At 72.6% G+C, this 16,966-nt stretch carries 13 protein-coding genes and 1 riboswitch; of the genes, 10 read left to right on the forward strand and 3 right to left on the reverse strand.

Annotated elements, in window-relative coordinates:
• The first annotated feature begins 179 nt into the window (after nt 1-179).
• Entirely contained in the window at nt 180-1,277 is a 1,098-nt protein-coding gene (locus tag ACIP2X_RS29620; protein ID WP_401678530.1) for a CobW family GTP-binding protein, read from the forward strand.
• Here ACIP2X_RS29620 and ACIP2X_RS29625 read toward each other — a convergent pair.
• Complete coding sequence (locus ACIP2X_RS29625; RefSeq protein WP_401678533.1) at nt 1,274-3,730, reverse strand: DNA topoisomerase (ATP-hydrolyzing) subunit A; 2,457 nt, start codon at nt 3,728-3,730, stop codon at nt 1,274-1,276. The two genes, ACIP2X_RS29620 and ACIP2X_RS29625, sit on opposite strands and share 4 nt — an antisense overlap.
• A 317-nt stretch (nt 3,731-4,047) precedes the next feature.
• On the opposite strand from ACIP2X_RS29625, the gene ACIP2X_RS29630 reads away from it, so the two are divergent.
• The 4 genes from ACIP2X_RS29630 (at nt 4,048) to ACIP2X_RS29645 (ending at nt 8,830) form a co-directional block, all read left to right on the forward strand.
• Nucleotides 4,048-5,403 carry a M16 family metallopeptidase gene (locus ACIP2X_RS29630; protein WP_401678535.1) on the forward strand — a complete coding sequence of 452 codons (1,356 nt, stop codon included), beginning with the start codon at nt 4,048-4,050 and terminating at the stop codon, nt 5,401-5,403.
• Nucleotides 5,400-6,788 carry a M16 family metallopeptidase gene (locus tag ACIP2X_RS29635; protein ID WP_401678538.1) on the forward strand — a complete coding sequence of 463 codons (1,389 nt, stop codon included), beginning with the start codon at nt 5,400-5,402 and terminating at the stop codon, nt 6,786-6,788. The genes ACIP2X_RS29630 and ACIP2X_RS29635 overlap by 4 nt, the downstream gene beginning before the upstream one ends.
• Nucleotides 6,789-6,990: 202 nt before the next feature.
• Nucleotides 6,991-7,156, forward strand: a riboswitch (cyclic di-AMP (ydaO/yuaA leader).
• 12 nt (nt 7,157-7,168) lie between these two features.
• Nucleotides 7,169-7,933, forward strand: coding sequence for a M23 family metallopeptidase (locus ACIP2X_RS29640; RefSeq protein ID WP_401678540.1), 765 nt, complete (start codon nt 7,169-7,171; stop codon nt 7,931-7,933).
• 201 nt (nt 7,934-8,134) lie between these two features.
• Entirely contained in the window at nt 8,135-8,830 is a 696-nt protein-coding gene (locus ACIP2X_RS29645; RefSeq protein ID WP_401678543.1) for a GntR family transcriptional regulator, read from the forward strand.
• Nucleotides 8,831-9,009: 179 nt separating this feature from the next.
• Here the strand turns inward: ACIP2X_RS29645 and ACIP2X_RS29650 are convergent, their stop codons facing one another.
• Nucleotides 9,010-9,291, reverse strand: a complete 282-nt coding sequence (locus tag ACIP2X_RS29650) for an HPr family phosphocarrier protein (RefSeq protein WP_055697115.1) — start codon at nt 9,289-9,291, stop codon at nt 9,010-9,012.
• Between the two features lie 178 nt (nt 9,292-9,469).
• Here ACIP2X_RS29650 and ACIP2X_RS29655 point away from each other — a divergent pair, with 178 nt between their 5' ends.
• Genes ACIP2X_RS29655 through ACIP2X_RS29670 form a run of 4 tightly spaced genes read left to right on the forward strand, consistent with a single transcriptional unit; the run spans nt 9,470 to nt 14,938 of the window.
• Entirely contained in the window at nt 9,470-12,406 is a 2,937-nt protein-coding gene (locus ACIP2X_RS29655) for a GNAT family N-acetyltransferase (protein WP_401678546.1), read from the forward strand.
• A gap of 54 nt (nt 12,407-12,460) precedes the next feature.
• The gene (locus tag ACIP2X_RS29660; RefSeq protein WP_401679231.1) at nt 12,461-13,057 is read left to right on the forward strand and encodes a DUF5998 family protein; all 597 of its coding nucleotides are present in this window, start codon (nt 12,461-12,463) and stop codon (nt 13,055-13,057) included.
• Nucleotides 13,057-14,247 carry an alkaline phosphatase family protein gene (locus tag ACIP2X_RS29665; protein WP_401678549.1) on the forward strand — a complete coding sequence of 397 codons (1,191 nt, stop codon included), beginning with the start codon at nt 13,057-13,059 and terminating at the stop codon, nt 14,245-14,247. The genes ACIP2X_RS29660 and ACIP2X_RS29665 overlap by 1 nt, the downstream gene beginning before the upstream one ends.
• Before the next feature lie 43 nt (nt 14,248-14,290).
• Complete coding sequence (locus ACIP2X_RS29670; protein ID WP_401678552.1) at nt 14,291-14,938, forward strand: thymidine kinase; 648 nt, start codon at nt 14,291-14,293, stop codon at nt 14,936-14,938.
• Here ACIP2X_RS29670 and ACIP2X_RS29675 read toward each other — a convergent pair.
• Nucleotides 14,927-15,739 (reverse strand): VOC family protein, encoded by an 813-nt coding sequence (locus ACIP2X_RS29675; RefSeq protein WP_401678555.1) that lies wholly within the window; start codon nt 15,737-15,739, stop codon nt 14,927-14,929. The genes ACIP2X_RS29670 and ACIP2X_RS29675 overlap by 12 nt on opposite strands.
• Before the next feature lie 298 nt (nt 15,740-16,037).
• Here ACIP2X_RS29675 and ACIP2X_RS29680 point away from each other — a divergent pair, with 298 nt between their 5' ends.
• Nucleotides 16,038-16,889 carry a sulfurtransferase gene (locus tag ACIP2X_RS29680; RefSeq protein ID WP_401678558.1) on the forward strand — a complete coding sequence of 284 codons (852 nt, stop codon included), beginning with the start codon at nt 16,038-16,040 and terminating at the stop codon, nt 16,887-16,889.
• Nucleotides 16,890-16,966: the final 77 nt, after the last annotated feature.

Here is a 16,966-nt window from a genome sequence, read left to right on the forward strand (position 1 = left end):
GGAAGGAAGCGAGGGTCGCACAAACGGGCGCCATGCCCAACGTCTGCCCCGCCCGCGCTGCTAACAATCGTTCACTACGCGGAGATTCTGCGTGCTCGTATCCTGGCCCGGCATGCAAGTTCCGTAAGGTGCGCCCGGGTGTCAACCGGTGTGCGCGTCGGCGTGAGAGAGGTCGCACGGTGGGTCCGAGCCCGAGTTCCCGGCAGATCCCGGTCGTCGTACTCGCCGGATTCCTGGGTTCCGGCAAGACGACCTTGCTCAACCATCTCCTGCACCGCAGCAGGGGCAGCCGCATCGGCGCCCTCGTCAACGACTTCGGGTCCATCGAGATCGACGCCATGGCGGTGGCCGGCGCCCTCGGGGACTCCACCGTCTCCCTCGGCAACGGCTGCCTGTGCTGTGCCGTCGACGCCGGTGAGCTGGACGTCTACCTCGAACGGCTGGCGCACCCAGACGCCGGGATCGACGTCGTGGTCATCGAGGCCAGCGGACTCGCCGAACCCCAGGAACTGGTGCGGATGGTGCTGGCCAGCGAGCACCCGGGCATCGTCTACGGCGGGCTCGTGGAGGTCGTCGACGCCGCCGAGTTCGACGACACGCGCGCGAAGCACCCCGAGATCGACCGGCACCTCGCGCTCGCCGACCTCGTCGTCGTCAACAAGACCGACCGGGCGGCGGACTCCGAGCGCGTCCTCGCCCTCGTCCGTTCCCTCGCCGACCGTGCGGCCGTCGTCCCGGCGACCTACGGCCGTGTCGACCCCGAGTTCCTCTTCGACTGCCGGCCCTCGCGGGAGCGGGTGGGGCAGCTGTCCTTCGACGACCTGCGCGAGCACCACGGCGCGGGCGAGGAGCACGAGCACGCCGGGCATCTGCACGCCGCCTACGACAGCCTCTCCTTCGTCTCCGAAACGCCTCTGGACCCGCGCCGGTTGATGACGTTCCTCGACAGCAGGCCCGAGGGGCTCTACCGGATCAAGGGGTACGTCGACTTCGGCCCGCACGACCCGCGCAACCGGTACGCCGTGCACGCCGTCGGACGGTTCCTGCGGTTCTACCCGGAGCCGTGGGAGGCCGGCGCCGAGCGGCTCACCCAGCTCGTCCTCATCGGCTCCGGCATCGACGCCCCCGCCCTCGACAAGGAACTCTCGGCGTGCGGCAGCGACGCCCCGCACGCCGATGAGCACGGCATGTGGGGCGTCCTGCGCTACGTACCGGACGCACGGGATGCGGACCCTCGGGACCCCTACGCCATGAATCCCGAGGAGCCCCCGCTCTAGACCGGCCCCGCCACCGCCCCGACCGGCTTCGCCAGGGACACGCCCGAGCCGTCGCGGCGCGGGTCGATCTCGGGCAGCTCGGTGGGCGAGCCGTTCTTCTGCGCGGCGAGGGCCGGTGTGGCGCCCGCCCAGGCGAAGGACAGGCAGTCCTCGCCCTTCAGGAACCGCTGGCAGCGCACTCCGCCGGTGGCCCGGCCCTTGCGCGGGTACTGGTCGAACGGGGTCAGCTTGGCCGTCGTCTGCACGGAGTCGTCCAGCGTGCCGCGTGAACCCGCGACGGTGAAGACCACCGCGTCCACCGCCGGGTCCACGGCCGTGAAGGAGATGACCTTGGCGCCCTCGGTGAGCTTGATGCCCGTCATGCCGCCCGCCGGGCGTCCCTGCGGGCGCACCTGTGAGGCCTGGTAGCGCAGGAGCTGCGCGTCGTCCGTGACGAAGACCAGGTCCTCCTCGCCCGTGCGCAGCTCGATCGCGCCGACGATGCGGTCGCCCTCCTTGAGGGTGATGACCTCCAGCTCCTCCTTGTTGGCGGGGTAGTCCGGCACCACCCGCTTGACGACGCCCTGCTCCGTCCCGAGCGCGAGCCCCGGGGAGGACTCGTCGAGCGTGGCCAGGCAGACCACCGTCTCGTCGCCCTCCAGGGAGACGAACTCGGCGAGCGGCGCACCGCCGGAGACGTTCGGCGCCGCCGTCGCCTCCGGGAGCTGGGGGAGGTCGACCACGTTGATCCGCAGCAGCCGGCCCGCCGAGGTCACCGCGGCCACCTCGCCCCGGGCCGTGGCCGGGACCGCCGAGACGATCACGTCGTGCTTGGCGCGCTTGGCCGCGGCGGCCTCGGGGAACGGCTCGGCGTCGGCCGTACGGGCCAGCAGCCCCGTCGAGGACAGCAGGATGCGGCACGGGTCGTCGGCGACCTGGAGCGGAACCGCGGCCACCGCCGTGGCGTTCGAGTCCAGCAGGACCGTACGCCGGTCGGTGCCGAACTTCTTGGAGACGGCGGCCAGTTCGGTGGAGACCAGCTTGCGCAGCTCGGCGTCCGACTCCAGGATCCGGGTCAGCTCCTCGATCTCCGTGGTCAGCCGGTCCTTCTCGGCGTCCAGCTCGATGCGGTCGTACTTGGTCAGCCGGCGCAGCGGCGTGTCCAGGATGTACTGCGTCTGGATGTCGCTCAGCCCGAAGCGCTCGATCAGGCGCTCCTTGGCCTGCGCGGAGTTGTCGCTGGAGCGGATGAGGCGGATCACCTCGTCGATGTCCACCAGCGCCGTGAGCAGGCCCTCGACCAGGTGCAGGCGGTCGCGCCGCTTGCCGCGGCGGAACTCCGAGCGGCGGCGCACGACCTCGAAGCGGTGGTCGAGGTAGACCTCCAGGAGCTCCTTGAGGCCGAGCGTGAGGGGCTGGCCGTCGACCAGCGCGACGTTGTTGATGCCGAAGGACTCCTCCATCGGCGTGAGCTTGTAGAGCTGCTCCAGGACCGCCTCCGGCACGAAGCCGTTCTTGATCTCGATGACCAGGCGCAGCCCGTGCTCGCGGTCGGTGAGGTCCTTGACGTCGGCGATGCCCTGGAGCTTCTTGGAACCGACCAGGTCCTTGATTTTCGCAATCACCTTCTCCGGGCCGACCGCGAAGGGCAGCTCGGTGACGACCAGGCCCTTGCGGCGGGCCGTCACGTCCTCCACGGCGACCGTGGCGCGGATCTTGAACGTGCCGCGGCCCGTCTCGTAGGCGTCGTGGACCCCGGTGAGGCCGACGATCCGGCCGCCGGTGGGCAGGTCGGGGCCCGGGACGTGCCGCATCAGGGCGTCGAGGTCGGCGTTCGGATGCCTGATCAGGTGGCGGGCGGCCGCGATCACCTCGCGCAGGTTGTGCGGCGGCATGTTCGTGGCCATGCCGACCGCGATGCCGGAGGCGCCGTTGACCAGCAGGTTCGGGAAGGCGGCGGGCAGGGCCACCGGCTCCTGCTCCTGGCCGTCGTAGTTCGGCGCGAAGTCGACGGTGTCCTCTTCGATGGACTCCGTCATCAGGCTCGTGGCCTCGGCCATCCGGCACTCGGTGTACCGCATGGCGGCGGGCGGGTCGTCGTTGCCCAGCGAGCCGAAGTTGCCGTGGCCGTCCACCAGGGGCACCCGCATGGAGAACGGCTGGGCCATGCGCACCAGGGCGTCGTAGATCGACGCGTCGCCGTGCGGGTGCAGCTTGCCCATGACCTCGCCGACCACGCGGGCGCACTTCACGTACCCGCGGTCGGGGCGCACGCCCATCTCGTTCATCTGGTAGACGATGCGGCGGTGCACGGGCTTGAGACCGTCACGGGCGTCCGGCAGGGCCCGGGAGTAGATGACCGAGTACGCGTACTCGAGGAAGGAGCCCTGCATTTCGTCCACGACGTCGATGTCGAGGATCCGCTCCTCGTACGAGTCGTCGGGCGGCGGGGTCTTCGTGCTGCGGCGGGCCATCGCTGCCGGCTCCTCCTGTTTTCGGTCGTTCGCCCACGGGGCGCTCAGGTCCCTGCGGCTCACTCCAGCTGAGCGTGAACCACATCTGACGCGGACCATTGTGGACCGCGCCACTGACAGCGCGGACGCTGGACCCGACGTCGGCCACCCGGCCCCGCGCTGACCCGCAGGCTACGCCCTCGCGCCGCGCATCCGGATTCTCGCTGTGGGCGTACGCGCTCCGGGAACTTCACACCAGGTCCGCGCGCTTGCATACAGTGGCAGGACTGGCAGGAATTCCGCGGTTTCCCGACCGCACCGCGATCGAAGGGACGTACATGCCCATGGGTCACACGGCCACAGCCGAGGCAGGCTCCGGCGGGCTGACAGCGACAGAGCACCGCCTGGACAACGGCCTGCGTGTGGTGCTCTCCGAGGACCACCTGACCCCGGTCGCCGCGGTGTGCCTGTGGTACGACGTCGGCTCGCGCCACGAGGTCAAGGGGCGTACCGGCCTGGCTCACCTTTTCGAGCACCTGATGTTCCAGGGGTCCGCCCAGGTCAAGGGGAACGGCCACTTCGAGCTGGTGCAGGGTGCCGGTGGCTCCCTGAACGGCACGACCAGCTTCGAGCGCACCAACTACTTCGAGACCATGCCCACCCACCAGCTGGAGCTCGCCCTCTGGCTGGAGGCGGACCGCATGGGCTCGCTGCTCACCGCCCTGGACGACGAGTCCATGGAGAACCAGCGGGACGTCGTCAAGAACGAGCGCCGCCAGCGCTACGACAACGTCCCCTACGGGACCGCCTTCGAGCGGCTCACCGCCCTCGCCTACCCGGAGGGCCACCCGTACCACCACACGCCGATCGGCTCGATGGCCGACCTGGACGCGGCGACCCTGGAGGACGCGCGCCAGTTCTTCCGCACGTACTACGCGCCGAACAACGCGGTGCTGTCGGTCGTCGGCGACATCGATCCCGAGCGGACGCTCGAATGGATCAAGAAGTACTTCGGCTCCATCGCCGGCCACGACGGCAAGCCCGCCCCGCGTGACGGCTCGCTGCCCGAGGTCATGGGCAAGGAGTCGCGCGAGGTCATCGAGGAGGAGGTCCCGGCGCGTGCCCTGATGGGCGCCTACCGGCTCCCGCACGACGGCACGCGCGCGTGCGACGCGGCCGACGTCGCGCTCACCATCCTCGGCGGCGGCGAGTCGTCCCGCCTGTACAACCGGCTCGTCCGGCGCGACCGCACGGCGGTGGCGGCCGGGTTCGGCCTGTTGCGGCTGGCCGGAGCGCCTTCCCTCGGGTGGCTGGACGTGAAGACGTCCGGCGACGTCGAGGTGCCGGTCATCGAGGCCGCGATCGACGAGGAGCTCGCCCGGTTCGCCGAGGAGGGCCCCACGGCCGAGGAAATGGAGCGCGCGCAGGCCCTGTTGGAGCGCGAGTGGCTGGACCGGCTGGGCACGGTCGCCAGCCGCGCCGACGAACTCTGCCGCTACGCCGTGCTGTTCGGTGACCCGAAGCTCGCCTTCACCGCCGTGCAGCGGGTCCTGGAGGTGACGGCCGAGGAGGTCAGGGAGGTCGCCAAGGCCCGCCTGCGGCCCGACAACCGCGCGGTGCTCGTCTACGAGCCCACGGCTGCGGCAGACGCCGAGACCGACGCAGACGACGACACCGAGGAGGCGGCGAAGTGACCGAGCTCGCCACGATGGACTTCCACCCGCGGCCGCAGGCGGGCGCGGCTCGCCCCTGGGCGTTCCCGGCTCCCGCGCGCGGGACGCTCGACAACGGCCTCACGCTGCTGCGCTGCGACCGCCCCGGCCAGCAGGTCGTGGCCGTGGAGGTGCTGCTGGACGCGCCCCTGGAGGCCGAGCCGGCCGGACTCGACGGCGTCGCCACGATCATGGCGCGGGCCTTCTCCGAGGGCACCGACAAGCACTCCGCCGAGGAGTTCGCCGCCGAACTGGAGCGCTGCGGCGCCACCCTGGACTCGCACGCCGACCACCCCGGCGTGCGGCTGAGCCTGGAGGTGCCGGTCTCCCGCCTGCCCAAGGCGCTCGGGCTGCTGGCCGACGCGCTCAGGGCGCCCGCCTTCGCCGACAGCGAGGTGGAGCGGCTGGTCCGCAACCGCCTCGACGAGATCCCGCACGAGCTGGCCAACCCCGCCCGGCGGGCCGCCAAGGAGCTCTCCAAGGAGCTGTTCCCGGCCACCTCGCGCATGTCCCGCCCGCGTCAGGGCACCGAGGAGACGGTCGCGAAGATCGACTCCGCTGCCGTGCGCGCCTTCTACGAGCGGCACGTCCGCCCCGCCACCGCCACCGCCGTGGTCGTCGGCGACCTCACGGACATCGACGTGGAGGTGCTGCTCGGCGAGACCCTGGGCGCCTGGGCCGGCTCCCAGGCGCAGCCGCGCCCGGTGCCGCCGGTCACGGCCGACGACATGGGCCGCGTGGTGATCGTGGACCGTCCCGGCGCCGTCCAGACCCAGCTGCTCATCGGCCGCGTCGGCCCCGACCGGCACGACCGCGTGTGGGCGGCCCAGGTGCTCGGCACGTACTGCCTGGGCGGCACCCTCACCTCGCGTCTGGACCGCGTCCTGCGCGAGGAGAAGGGCTACACCTACGGGGTGCGCTCGTTCGGTCAGGTGCTGCGCTCCGCGCCCGACGGCAGCGGTGCCGCGATGCTCGCCATCAGCGGCTCCGTGGACACGCCGAACACCGGTCCCGCGCTCGAGGACCTCTGGACGGTGCTGCGCACGCTCGCCGCGGAGGGGCTCACGGACGCCGAGCGGGACGTCGCCGTGCAGAACCTCGTCGGGGTGGCACCGCTCAAGTACGAGACCGCCGCGGCCGTCGCGGGGACGCTGGCCGACCAGGTCGAGCAGCACCTCCCCGACGACTACCAGGCGACGCTGTACCAGCAGCTGGCGGCGACCGGCACCGTCGAGGCCACCGCGGCCGTCGTCAGCGCCTTCCCGGCGGACCGTCTGGTGACGATTCTTGTGGGCGACGCGGCGCAGATCAAGGAGCCCGTGGAGGCCCTCGGCATCGGCGAAGTCACGGTCGTGTCAGCCGAGTAGGGGCCTGCGCACGGCACGCGCGTGCAGGGGCCCTGGTGACGGATGCGTCACCAGGGCCCCTTTATGTCCCAATTGAGGGAGAGGTTGCCTGTCTGGCCTGTGGGATGCGCTACAAACGCCCGGTTGGGTTTGGGGATTGAAAGATGTCCCGCTTAGCGTCATCCGGGCTGTCCGTCAGGCAGTGCGCCGCACCCGCGGCACCGGACAGCCATCGCCGAGTCCCCGTACGGCGCGAGCCAGGGGAGCCGGGGACCCAACCATGAAGTCCCTGGGGTGAATCGGACGCCCGCGCACGGCGAGGGAGTCCGTAGGAGACCTTCCTGCTCCGAACCCGTCAGCTAACCCGGTAGGCGAGAGGGAAGGAAAGGACCAGCCACTACATGGCGTTCACGCGCGCCACCGGGAAGCACCGTCGTCCCAGCCGGATGAAGCGCACCACCGCCCGCGCGGCGGGGGTCGCGGCCCTGACCACCACCGGTGTCATCGGCACCCTGGCCGCTCCCGCGCTCGCCGCCGAGCCCGCGGCCGAGCAGACCGGCCTGCTCCCGGTCATCACCATCGGCGACTCGGTCGCCGAGCAGATCGACGCCCAGGCGGTCGCCCAGCAGCAGGCGGCCGCGGAGGCCGAGGCCGAGAAGAAGGCCGAGGCCGCCGCCAAGAAGCGCGCGGAGGAGCGGGCCGAGGAGGCCCGCGAGGCCAAGGAGCGCGCCGCCCGCGAGGCCGAGCGCAAGCGCCTCACCACCTATGTGTCGCCGATCAGCGGCTCCTACGTCTCCACCGGCTACCGGTCCGGCGGTGCCCTGTGGTCCTCCGGCAGCCACACCGGTGTCGACTTCCACGCGGCGAGCGGCACGCCCGTGTACGCGGTCGGGTCCGGCACCGTCGTCGAGGCCGGCTGGGGCGGGGCGTACGGCAATCAAGTGGTGATCAAGATGAACGACGGCACGTACACCCAGTACGGCCACCTGTCGTCGTTCTCGGTCTCGGTGGGCCAGACGGTCACCCCGGGGCAGCAGATCGCCCTGTCCGGTGCCACCGGCAACGTCACCGGAGCGCACCTCCACTTCGAGGCCCGGACGACGGCGGAGTACGGCACGGACATCGACCCGGTCGCCTACCTCCGCTCGCACGGCGTCGGCGTCTGACGGCGGATCGCCCGCTTCCCGTGGCCCCGGCTCCGTGAGCCGGGGCTTTCGGTGTTTCGCACGCCTGGTTTCGCACGCCTGTATGTCCAAAAAATATGCATGGATTCCGGCCCGCCATCGGAAATTCCGGCTCATTGCAATAGAGTCGCGGAACACACGTCAGTCGTCGGCGTTTCACGGGGATTAAGGCGGAGGTCGGTCATGCGTGTTCCGGCGCATTCGGTGTGCACGGCCATCCGGGACGACATCGTCGCGGGTGTCTACGAGCGTGGCGGCCGGCTCACCGAGGAACTCCTCGCGCGCCGCTACGGGGTCTCGCGCGTCCCCGTCCGCGAGGCCCTGCGCACGCTGGAGGCCGAGGGCTTCGTGGTGACCCGGCGGCACGCGGGCGCGTGCGTGGCGGAGCCCACCGAGCAGGAGGCCGCCGACCTGCTGGAGATGCGCCTGCTGCTGGAGCCGCTCGGTGCCGCGCGGGCCGCGCAGCGGCGTACCGAGGCCCATCTGAAGGTGTTGCGTGGCCTGGTCCGGCTGGGCCAGGACCGGGCCAGGCGGGGCGGCAGCGAGGATCTGCGCTCCCTGGGCGGCTGGTTCCACGAGACGCTCGCCCAGGCCTCCGGCAGCCCCGCGCTGATCGCGATGCTGACCCAGCTAAGGCACAAGATCGCCTGGATGTACTCCGTGGAGGCGCCGCTCAGCCCCGTCGAGTCCTGGTCGGAGCACGGCGCGATCGTGGACGCGGTGGCGCGCGGCGACGGTGAACGGGCGCGCGCGGTCACGGCGCTGCACGCCGAGCGCGCGACCGGCGCGCACCGGCTCCGATTTCCTGGCGTCGGAGACCGCGGGGACCGTGTGAGGACTTCGCAACATGCCGTAAACATGTCGGGCCTGCGGCATTAACACGAGCGCCGTATACAAAGAAGTGATATTCGGCGGCGGTGCAATTTCCGCTGTCCTTTTCGGCATGCCCTGAATTCGGGCGATCCGTGGTGCGAAAAACCGACCGGGTGCGCCGGAGAACGGCGAAGCCGCGCCGCCCGGAAAGAGGCGACGCGGCTTCGGAAATGCCGTGGGCGGGCTCAGACGGTCTCGGGGAGTTCCTCGAGGCCCTCCGCGACCAGCTTGGCCAGGCGGTCGAGCGCGGCGTCCGCGCCCTCGGCGTCGGAGGCCAGGACGACCTCCTCGCCACCCTGGGCGCCCAGACCCAGGACCGCCAGCATGGAGGCCGCGTTGACGGGGTTGCCGTCCGCCTTGGCGATCGTCACCGGGACGCCTGCGGCCGTGGCGGCTCGGACGAAGATGGATGCGGGGCGGGCGTGGAGACCCTCGGCCCAGCCGACGTTGACGCGGCGCTCAGCCATGTGATGCTGCCCTTCAGGTGTTCAGGGTTGTCTAGACCAGTTTCCCATATCGTGGAGCATGCCCCGACGGGCCCTGCGTCCCGCCCCGGGCGGCGCCGGAACGCGGCCTCGCTCCGGCTCGTGTCCCTCCACAGACTGCCTCGCGCCGTTGTCGTACGCGAGCCGTACTCTGGGCCCCATGCAGAGCCCGTCGGACCGGCACGAGTACCCCGCCCACTGGGAGGCCGACGTGGTGCTGCGCGACGGCGGCACCGCACGCATCCGGCCCATCACCGTCGACGACGCCGAGCGTCTGGTCAGCTTCTACGAGCAGGTCTCGGACGAGTCGAAGTACTACCGCTTCTTCGCGCCCTACCCGCGGCTGTCCGCGAAGGACGTCCACCGCTTCACGCACCACGACTTCGTGGACAGGGTGGGACTCGCGGCGACCATCGGCGGCGAGTTCATCGCCACCGTACGCTACGACCGCATCGGCGCCGACGGCATGGCCGCGTCCGCGCCCGCCGACGAGGCCGAGGTCGCCTTCCTGGTGCAGGACGCCCACCAGGGGCGCGGCGTCGCCTCCACCCTGCTGGAGCACATCGGCGCCGTCGCCCGCGAGCGCGGCATCCGGCGCTTCGCCGCCGAGGTGCTGCCCGCCAACAACAAGATGATCAAGGTGTTCACGGATGCCGGGTACACCCAGAAGCGCAGCTTCGAGGACGGCGTCGTACGCCTGGAGTTCGACCTCGAACCCACCGACCGCTCGCTCGCGGTGCAGCGCGCGCGGGAGCAGCGCGCCGAGGGGCGGTCGGTACGGCGGCTGCTGACGCCCGGTTCGATCGCCGTCGTCGGCGCCGGGCGCACGCCCGGGGGAGTGGGCCGCAGCGTGCTCGGCAACCTCCGGGCGGCCGGGTTCACCGGCCGCCTGTACGCCGTGAACAGGGCGCTGCCCGACGGGTGGAAGGAACTCGACGGGGTGCCGGCCCACCGGTCGGTGCGGGACATCGAGGAGACCGTCGACCTCGCGGTGGTGGCGGTGCCGGCGGAGCACGTCCCGGACGTGGTCGCGGAGTGCGGCGAGCACGGCGTGCAGGGGCTCGTCGTGATCTCCGCCGGGTACGCCGAGAGCGGGCCTGACGGACGCGAGCGCCAGCGTGAACTCGTGCGGCAGGCACGCGCGTACGGCATGCGGATCATCGGCCCGAACACCTTCGGGATCATCAACACCTCCCCGGCGGTGCGGCTCAACGCCTCGCTGGCCCCCGAGATGCCGCGGCCCGGGCGGATCGGGCTGTTCGCACAGTCCGGGGCGATCGGCATCGCCCTGCTGTCCCGGCTGCACCGGCGCGGTGGCGGGGTCACCGGGGACACGGGCGTGTCGACCTTCCTGTCCTCCGGCAACCGTGCCGACGTGTCCGGCAACGACGCCCTCCAGTACTGGTACGACGATCCGGACACCGACGTCGTCCTCATGTACCTGGAGTCCATCGGCAACCCGCGCAAGTTCACCCGGCTCGCGCGGCGGACCGCGGCGGCGAAACCGCTGGTCGTGGTCCAGGGCGCGCGGCACGGGGGCGCGGCGCCGCAGGGACACGCGGTACGGGCCACCCGGCTGCCGCACGCCACGGTGTCCGCGCTGCTGCGGCAGGCCGGGGTGATCCGGGTGGACACGATCACCGAACTGGTGGACGCCGGGCTGCTCCTCGCGCGCCAGCCGCTGCCGGCGGGGCCACGGGTGGCGATCCTCGGGAACTCCGAGTCGCTGGGGCTGCTGACGTACGACGCCTGCCTGGCCGAGGGGCTGCGACCGCAGGCGCCGCGTGACCTCACGACCGCCGCCTCGCCCGAGGACTTCCGGGCGGGGCTCGCGCGGGCGCTGGCCGACGAGACGTGCGACGCCGTCGTGGTGACCGCGATACCGATGGTGGGGGAGGGCAGGGCAGGGGACGCGGCGCTGGCCGAGGCCCTGCGCTCGGGCGCCGCGGCGGTGCCCTCCAAGCCGGTGCTGGTCGTCCACGTGGAGCTGGGCGGTCTCGCGGACGCGCTGTCGGCGGCGGCGAGCACGGCACCGCAGGCGGCACCGGCGAGCGAGGACACCGGCGCCGGCACGAGCCGGCCGGACGCCCTGGAGGAAGGCCCCGCCCGGTCACGGACACCGTGGCCCCCGCGCGCGGCTACGCCTCCGGAGCCCCCGAGGCCCCCGGGGCGACGAACGGCGCAGACCCCCGACGGCCAGGAGGCCGCGACCCCCACCCCCCTCCCCGTCGGCTCCCACCTCATCCCCGCCTACCCCGCCGCCGAGCGGGCCGTCCGCGCCCTCGCCCAGGCCGTCCAGTACGGGCAGTGGCGACGCGAGGCCGCCGACCCCGGGAAGGTGCCGGAGTACGACGACATCGACGAGAAGGGCGCGGCGGAGCTGATCGGAGGGCTGCTCGCGCGCGGGCAGGGCCTCACGCTCGGCATGGAGGAAACCTGCGAGCTGCTGCGCCGGTACGGCATCCATGTGCACCGCGCCCGCCCCGCCCCGACCCCGGACGACGCCGCCCAGGCCGCCCGCGCCCTCGGCTACCCCGTCGCGCTCAAGGCCACCGCCCCGCACCTGCGCCACCGCGCCGACCTCGGCGGTGTCCGGCTCGACCTCGCGGACGAGGAGCAACTGCGGCGGGCGTACACAGAGTTGGCAGAGCTGTTCGGGAAGCCGGAGGAGCTGCGGCCGGTCGTGCAGCGGATGGCGCCACGCGGAGTGGACACCGTCGTACGCGCCGTGATCGACCCGGCCGCCGGCGCCGTGCTCTCCTTCGGGCTCGCCGGGGCCGCCTCCCAGCTGCTCGGCGACACCGCGCACCGGCTGGTCCCGGTCACCGACCGTGAGGCGACCTCGCTGATCCGCTCGATCCGGACCGCCCCGCTCCTCTTCGGCTGGCGCGGCTCCACCCCCGTCGACACCCCCGCCCTCGAACAGCTGCTCCTGCGGGTGTCCCGCCTGGTCGACGACCACCCGGAGGTGGTGGCGGTCACCCTCGAACCGGTCGTCGTCGCCCCCCACGGCCTCAGCGTCCTCAGCGCCTCGGTCCGCCTGGCCCCACCCCCCGTCCGCGACGACCTGGGCCCGCGAACCCTGCCCACCTACTGAGCCCGGGGCCCGCACCACCCGAGCGGTGCCTCGCAGTCAGTGGGCCCCCGTAGGATGGACGGCATGGCCAAGACCAGTACGACGACCCAGGGGCTGCGAGCGGCGATCGAGCGCAGCGGCTACTACCCGGCTCTCGTGGCCGAGGCGGTGGAGGCCGCCGTGGGCGGCGAGCCCATCCGGTCGTACCTGGTCCACCAGGAGACGACGTTCGACCAGAACGAGGTGCGCCGGCACGTCACCGTGCTCGTCCTGACCGACCACCGCTTCGTCGTCAGCCACACCGACGAGCAGGCCGCCGACAGCACCTCGCCGACGCCCTACGCCACGACGTCCACGGAGTCGGTCAAGCTCGACCGGATCTCCTCGGTCGTGGTCAGCCGCGTCGTCGCGAACCCCGAGTCGTACACCCCGGGCACCCTCCCGCGCGAGGTGGTGCTCACCATCGGCTGGGGCGCCGTCGCCCGCATCGACCTGGAGCCCGCCGCCTGCGGCGACCCCAACTGCGAGGCCGACCACGGCTACACGGGCAGCTCGACGGCGGACGACCTCAGCCTGCGCGTCAGTGAGGCCGGGGACGGCCCGGAGACGGTCCGCCAGGCCCTCGTCTTCGCGCAGGCCGTCTCCGAGGCGACCGCGGACCCCACACGCTGATGGCACAGCCCGCCGCCTGGGACCACCCCGAGCCCCTCGCCGTCGACTCCGCCCCGCGCCCCGAGTACGGCACGGGCTCGCTCGCCGACCTGCTGCCCACCCTGGCCGCCGGCATGGGCGTACCCGACATGACCGCGGCGATCACCGAGCTCACCCCCGTCGACCGGGCCTGCGTGTTCCTGATCGACGGGCTCGGCTGGGAGCAGGTGAAGGCGCACCCGCAGGAGGCGCCCTTCCTGACCTCGCTCCTTCCCTCCTCGCGCGGCGGTACGGGCCGCCCCCTCACCGCCGGCTATCCGGCGACGACCGCGACCTCGCTGGCCTCGGTCGGCACCGGACTCCCGCCCGGCGCGCACGGCCTGCCCGGGTACACGGCGCGCAACCCGGACACCGGCGAGCTGATGAACCAGCTGCGCTGGCACCCCTGGACACCGCCGGCCGCCTGGCAGCCCTACCCCACCGTCTTCGAGCTCGCGGACCGCGCCGGAGTGCACGCCGCGCAGGTCTCGTCGCCCGCCTTCCAGAACACCCCGCTGACCAAGGTCGCGCTCAGCGGCGGAACGTTCCACGGGCGGCTGACCGGCGAGGAGCGCATGGACCTCGCCGCCGAGCAACTCGCGGCCGGCGACCGCAGCCTGGTCTACACGTACTACGCCGAACTCGACGGAGCAGGCCACCGCTACGGCGTCGCCTCGGACACCTGGGTCGGCCAGCTCATGTACGTCGACCGCCTCGTCCAGCGCCTGGCCGAGCAACTGCCCCCGCGCAGCGCGCTCTACGTCACCGCCGACCACGGCATGGTCGACGTGCCCTTCGACGAGCGGCACCGCATCGACTTTGACGAGGACTGGGAGCTGAGCGCGGGCGTCGCCCTGCTCGGCGGCGAGGGCCGCGCCCGCCACGTCTACGCGGTCCCGGGCGCCGCGAACGACGTACTGACCTGCTGGCGCGAGGTGCTCGGCGAGCAGTTCTGGGTGGCCTCACGGGACGAGGCGATCGCGGCCGGCTGGTTCGGGCCGCACATCGACGAGCGGGTGTACGCGCGCATCGGCGACGTGATCGCGGCCGCGCGCGACGACGTCCTGCTCATCGCCTCCCAGCGGGAGCCCAAGGAGTCCCTGATGGTGGGCAACCACGGCTCGATGACCCCCGCCGAGCAGCTGGTGCCGCTGCTCGAAGTGCGTTCCTGACCCCCACCCCGCCGACCTCCCGCCGAAAGGTGCTCAACTTCCCATGCCCGAGCTGGTGTTCTTCTCCGGAACGATGGACTGCGGGAAGTCGACGCTGGCTCTCCAGATCGAGCACAACCGTTCCGCGCGGGGCCTGCAGGGCGTGATCTTCACCCGCGACGACCGCGCCGGCGAGGGCAAGCTGTCCTCCCGGCTCGGCCTGGTCACGGACGCGGTCGAGGTCGCCGACGGCATGGACCTGTACGCGTACCTCGTCGACCAGCTCTCGCAGGGCGGTCGCGCGGACTACGTCATCGCGGACGAGGCGCAGTTCCTGGCGCCGGAGCAGATCGACCAACTCGCGCGCGTGGTCGACGACCTGGGCCTGGACGTCTACGCCTTCGGGATCACGACCGACTTCCGCACCAAGCTCTTCCCCGGCTCGCAGCGGCTCGTGGAGCTGGCCGACCGGGTCGAGGTGCTCCAGGTCGAGGCGCTGTGCTGGTGCGGGGCGCGCGCCACGCACAATGCCCGCACGGTCGGCGGCCAGATGGTCGTCGAGGGCGCCCAGGTGGTCGTCGGCGACGTCAACCAGGCGGACACCGTCGGCTACGAGGTGCTGTGCCGCCGGCACCACCGGCGCCGTATGACGGCGGCCTCCGCGCACGCGGCGGCGCTGTCGCCGGACGTGCTGCCGGTGTCACCCGCCTGAGGGCCCGCTCTGGATCAGCGCGAACCGCGCGCCCTCCGGATCGGCCACCGTGGCCACGCGCCCGTGGGCGCTCTCACGCGCCGGTCCGAGGACGTGCCCGCCCAGTCCGGCGACATGGTGCAGCGCCTCGTCCGTGTCGTCGACCTCGAAGTACGTCAGCCAGTGCGGGCCCCGGTCACGGGGCACCGACATGCCCAGTCCATGCACGCCGGCGACCGGGCGCCCGTCGAGCCGCAGGGTGAGGTAGTCGACGTCGGCGGAGACCACCGGCTCCTGCACATGGCCGAAGACGCTGCCGTAGAACTTGGCGACCCGCTCCGACTCGAACGTCAGCAACTCGTGCCAGGCCGGTGTCCCCGGCAACCCCGCGACGCCGGTGCCCTGATGGGCCGCCGCCTGCCAGACACCGAAGACGGCGCCCGAGGGGTCCGCGCAGATGGCGAGCCGCCCGGCGTCCTCCGCGTCGAGGGGGCCCACGCCGACCGTGCCACCGCACAGGCGAATCGTCTCGGCGGTCCGGTCGACGTCGTCGGAGGCCAGGTACGGCGTCCAGGCGACGGGGAGATGCCGGTCCGGCGGCAGTCTGCCGATGCCCGCCACCTCACGGCCGTCGAGCAGGGCCCGCACATAGGGGCCGAGCTGCTGGGGCCCGGGCCGGAACTCCCAGCCGAACAAGGTGCCGTAGAACTCCTCGGTCGCCGCCAGGCCGTGCACCATCAGGCTCACCCAGCAAGGTGCTCCGGGCCTGTACCGGGCGTGCTCCCCGCCCGCGCGGTCGGCCGGCCCCCGTGCCTCGGTCATCGTCACTCTCCCCTCGGCCCCCTCGCGGTGGCCGTGTCGCTTCCGCCCTCGGACCCCCGTGCCCGATGCTCGCACCGCCGTCGTCGTCCCGCTCTCCGGGCGCGCCGCCGCATTCCGCTGCCCGCCCGGCAGTTGCCCGGTGCGCGGTTGCTTGTTCGGTTCCGCCGGATTGCTCTCGGATGTCGCTCGGCTCTACGGGTTGTGCCCGATCCCGTACGCCTGGTGATCGAGCGTGCCCGGCCGAGCACAGTAGCCGTAGCTGGACGATGCGGCCACCCTGTGCGCAAGGATGGTGACCATGAACGCCATCATCACCGCATCCGAACTCGCCGGCGACCTGGCGGGTGGCCACCCGCCCGTCCTGCTCGACGTCCGCTGGCAGCTCAGCGTGGCCAAGGCGGCCGGTGAGCCGCCGTTCGACGGCCGCGCCGAGTACGCCGCCGGGCACATTCCGGGCGCCGTCTACGTCGACTTGGACCGTGAGCTGGCCTCCGCGGCCGGCGCGCACGGGCGTCATCCGCTGCCGGACCTCGCGGAGTTCGGCGCCGCGATGCGCCGCGCGGGAGTGTCCGCCGGTCGCCGGGTCGTCGTGTACGACGGCGGCCAGGGCTGGGCCGCGGCCCGCGCCTGGTGGCTGTTGCGCTGGACGGGCCACCCGGACGTCCGAGTCCTCGACGGGGGGTTGCCGGCGTGGGAGGGCGCGCTCTCGCGGGAGGAGCCGGTGCCGGCGGAGGGCGACTTCCGTCCCGAGCCCGGCGCGCGGGGGCACCTCGACGCGGACGGGGCGGCGGCATTGGCCCGTTCGGGTGTACTGCTCGACGCGCGGGCGGCGGAGCGGTACCGGGGCGACGTGGAGCCGATCGACCGGGTGGGCGGGCACATCCCCGGGGCGGTGTCGGCGCCCACGAACGAGAACGTGGGGGCGGACGGCCGCTTCCTGCCCGCCGGGGAACTCCGGGCGCGCTTCGAGGCGCTGGGGGCGCACGACGGGGAGCAGGTCGGCGTGTACTGCGGCTCCGGCGTCTCCGGAGCGCATGAGGTGCTGGCGCTGGCCGTGGCGGGGATCCCGGCCGCGCTGTACGTGGGCTCGTGGTCGGAGTGGTCGTCGGACCCGTCGCGACCGGTGGCGGTCGGTCCGGATCCCCAGTGACCCGGGCCCGGGCGGGGCGCGCCGCTCTCCCGAGCAGGCAGAGGGCCCGCCCCTGATCGATCAGGGGCGGGCCCTCG

The sequence above is a fragment of the Streptomyces sp. NPDC089424 genome, assembly GCF_044749345.1.
Classification (GTDB): Bacteria; Actinomycetota; Actinomycetes; order Streptomycetales; family Streptomycetaceae; genus Streptomyces.